Here is a 2,331-nt window from a genome sequence, read left to right as displayed (position 1 = left end):
AAAGGAAAACCAACACAAAATGCATTTATAGAAAGTTTCAATGGTAAACTTAGAGATGAGTGTTTGAATCTACACTACTTTAAAAATCAAAGAGAGTTAACCGATGCTTTGCGAATTTTCCAAAAGGAATACAACGACGAGCGTCTTCACTCTTCATTGAATTACTTGACTCCTTCAGAGTTTAAGCGATCTTATGGTTGAAATGTTTAGAGAAAACTAACTTATCCATTGGTACTGAAAATGGGGGCAGGTCACTGTTTGCAAAATTAATTCAGGAACTTTATCTCTTACTAATTTTTTGGATGACTTGCGAAAATCTTGATCATCTAAATTTCTTTTTCCTCTATTGCATACGTAACATAAAGCCTGCAAATTCCTTTTATCATTTACATTCATTTTTATTCCATCTTTGATAATATTCCCGTTTTTATCAGCTCTACTCTTCGGTACTATATGATCAATGTCTATATTTGAAATACTCGAATCAATTCCGCAGAGAGCACATTTTTGATTAGATTCAGATAGAACTTCATATCTGATTGATTGAGATTGTTTTAATTCTTTCTTCTTGTTACTTAACCATTCCTTTATTTTGCTTTTACATTTTGAACGAATGATATTAATAAGTAATGAATCATTTAAATGTGTGTTAAGAGTAAATTCCTGCTTCTTTTTGTCATAATTTATAATTTTATGTTTTGAAAGAGTTTTATAAGGCCAGTTCATTAATACTTTGCTATAGTATTCTATTAGCGAGCTATCGCTTATTGATAACAAAATTGCTAAATCCCTTTTGGTAGCCTTTCCATTATTTTCCAATAGATGTTCAATAATCAATGGTTGATAGATTTCTGACATAGACATCTTATTTTCTATCCATTCTAAAAGGTTTTTAAGCGTCATATAGTATTATTCACCTAGTGTTTTTTTTACGGATTTAACAATATTGCGGCTAACGAATAGACTTACCGAAGTTCCCCGACCCTGAGTCCCGGAACGGGACGTTAGGGACTGGCATGTAGCTTGCGTAAGCAAGGCGAATGCCAGAAGGGGAATTTGGCGCAGCCCGAGCGAGGCCTTGTGCCGAAGCGTAGCGGTAAGTCGCTGTTATGCGAAGCTACTATTTTAAACAAAATAATTTGTTAAGTTTAATAGGATTCGAAGGCATTGCATGAATGTTTTTTAAACTTTGCTTTTCCAAAATATATTGATTCTTCCGAAGAACATAATCCGAAATCCCAAAACTCATAAGGACCATTAATTGCTCTAAAATAAATACAATTATCACAATTATTTGTCTTAACGGTAGAATCTGATTTTTCAATTTTTAAAGAAAAAGTTTTTGCTATTTCTTGTATTTTTTCATTATTTTCAACGATTTCATTTTTATTAAGGTAATCTAAGTCGGTCCATGAAACCCAATCACCATTTATGAAAAGTGAGAATCCGATTCCATTTCGATTTGAAATATTATAAAGGCAATGATCCTTTTCAATTCCGTTTAAATTTCTAAAATCTATTTTAGTTTGGTTTTCCAAAAAAAGAGTTAAATCTTTCAAATGGTTAATCTGAACATCTAAAATTTTCGAATAAAGTGTTGAAGGAAATATTTCAGAATCTGATTTATCTTGGTTATAAGATCCAGATAAAACAACTTCTTTATTAATAATTCTCCAGGAAGCAGATTCAGAATTAAGATACCAGTCAGTGAGTATATCAAATCTATTTTTTTCTTCTGGATTTAAAATATTTCCAATGCCAATATTTAATGAGCCAGCCCAACCAACATAGACATTCGATATTTTTGCATTTATTAATATTTTTTTTATTTCTTCGATCATAATATTTAGTAATTTTTTAGTAGTTTCGCATAACGAACTAGCTAACCAACGTAGGCTGACCCTGAGCCTCGAAGAGGCGTTAGGGGCTGGAACGACACTTGCGTCGGCAAGTGGAGTGCCAGAAGCCTATGTGGCACAGCCCAAGCGAGGGCGAAGTCCCGAAGCGAAGTGGTTAGCGGATGATAATTGCAGTTGGTTACGAATACAAAAGAATTTAAGTCGTTAGTAATATCCAATCAAGCGCAAATTTTTCTCTTATCTCTTAAAAGAGCTGAAATCATTTTATAGACGTAAATGGAGTAACACAGCCATGTATTTCATTCTGCTTTAATCGACATCACTCACATTCAAAAAAATTTGCGCGTCTTATTCTATTGATCAACCAATTGCAATTAACGAAAAAGCTAACCAACGTAGGCTGACCCTGAGCCTCGAAGAGGCGTTAGGGGCTGGAACGACACTTGCGAAGGCAAGTGGAGTGCCAGAAGCC

Annotated in this window: 3 protein-coding genes and 1 pseudogene; 2 read left to right on the top strand and 2 right to left on the bottom strand. The window is 33.8% G+C overall.

The genetic code is table 11. The annotated features are described in order from the left end of the window. Together LEP1GSC202_RS20495 and LEP1GSC202_RS19650 are read left to right on the top strand one after the other, a co-directional pair. Positions 1 to 82: pseudogene (locus LEP1GSC202_RS20495) on the top strand (integrase core domain-containing protein); the annotation flags it as partial. After that, positions 64 to 201 carry an integrase core domain-containing protein gene (locus tag LEP1GSC202_RS19650; protein ID WP_015678921.1) on the top strand — a complete coding sequence of 46 codons (138 nt, stop codon included), beginning with the start codon at positions 64 to 66 and terminating at the stop codon, positions 199 to 201. The pseudogene LEP1GSC202_RS20495 and the gene LEP1GSC202_RS19650, both read left to right, overlap by 19 nt. 15 nt (positions 202 to 216) lie before the next feature. Here LEP1GSC202_RS19650 and LEP1GSC202_RS10930 read toward each other — a convergent pair whose 3' ends face one another. Together LEP1GSC202_RS10930 and LEP1GSC202_RS10925 are read right to left on the bottom strand one after the other, a co-directional pair. Next, a complete protein-coding gene (locus LEP1GSC202_RS10930) occupies positions 217 to 858 on the bottom strand; it encodes an HNH endonuclease (protein ID WP_208597405.1) in 642 nt (213 codons plus the stop codon). Between the two features lie 290 nt (positions 859 to 1,148). Then, the gene (locus LEP1GSC202_RS10925; protein ID WP_015677818.1) at positions 1,149 to 1,841 is read right to left on the bottom strand and encodes a hypothetical protein; all 693 of its coding nucleotides are present in this window, start codon (positions 1,839 to 1,841) and stop codon (positions 1,149 to 1,151) included. Between the last annotated feature and the right edge of the window lie 490 nt (positions 1,842 to 2,331).

Source organism: Leptospira yanagawae serovar Saopaulo str. Sao Paulo = ATCC 700523 (assembly GCF_000332475.2).
GTDB classification, from domain to species: Bacteria; Spirochaetota; Leptospiria; order Leptospirales; family Leptospiraceae; genus Leptospira_A; species Leptospira_A yanagawae.
The sequence above is the reverse complement of the archived record's forward strand: the minus strand, read 5'-3'. Positions and strand labels throughout refer to the sequence as shown.

What these genes read in the sequence shown, in the direction of transcription:
- LEP1GSC202_RS10925 (WP_015677818.1), bottom strand. Translation starts at nt 1,841, where the DNA reads ATGATCGAAGAAATAAAAAAAATATTAATAAATGCAAAAATATCGAAT.
- LEP1GSC202_RS10930 (WP_208597405.1), bottom strand. Translation starts at nt 858, where the DNA reads ATGTCAGAAATCTATCAACCATTGATTATTGAACATCTATTGGAAAAT.